This window comes from Desulfobulbus alkaliphilus (genome assembly GCF_016918545.1).
GTDB lineage: Bacteria > Desulfobacterota > Desulfobulbia > Desulfobulbales > Desulfobulbaceae > Desulfobulbus > Desulfobulbus alkaliphilus.
The window spans coordinates 1-424 of sequence record NZ_JAFFQC010000318.1 but is presented as its reverse complement, the minus strand read 5'-3'; the positions used below and the strand labels follow the sequence as shown (position 1 = coordinate 424).

The window sequence follows — 424 nt, the reverse complement described above, 5'->3', positions numbered from 1 at the left end:
CTTGAAGAGTGCGGTCAGCGTGGCACGCAATACTGACCCGGATCTCAATCCCACCTACCAGATGCTGGCCGCTCACTTCGGCACAGCGATCATGCCCGCCAGGCCGCGCAAGCCGAAAGATAAATCCAAGGCCGAGGTGGGGGTACAGATCGTCACCCGCTGGATCCTGGCGGTACTGCGCCATGAGACCTTCCATAGCCTGGCTCAGCTTAACCAACGGATATCCGGGTTACTGACCCGGCTCAATGAGAAACCCTTCCAGAAGCTGCCCGGTTGCCGCGCATCCATGTTTGCCGAGCTCGATGCGCCAGCACTCAAGCCCTTGCCAGCGTACCCCTACCAGTACACCAAAGTGGTGTCGGTGCTGGTCGGCAAGGATTACCACGTCGACCTGGAGAAGCACTATTACTCGGTCCCTTATGCC

At 59.2% G+C, this 424-nt stretch carries 1 protein-coding gene; it reads left to right on the top strand.

Features of this window, described 5'->3' with window-relative positions:
- Positions 1–424, top strand: a 424-nt coding sequence (locus JWG43_RS18725) for a Mu transposase domain-containing protein (protein WP_443112636.1), incomplete at both ends; no start/stop codon positions are given.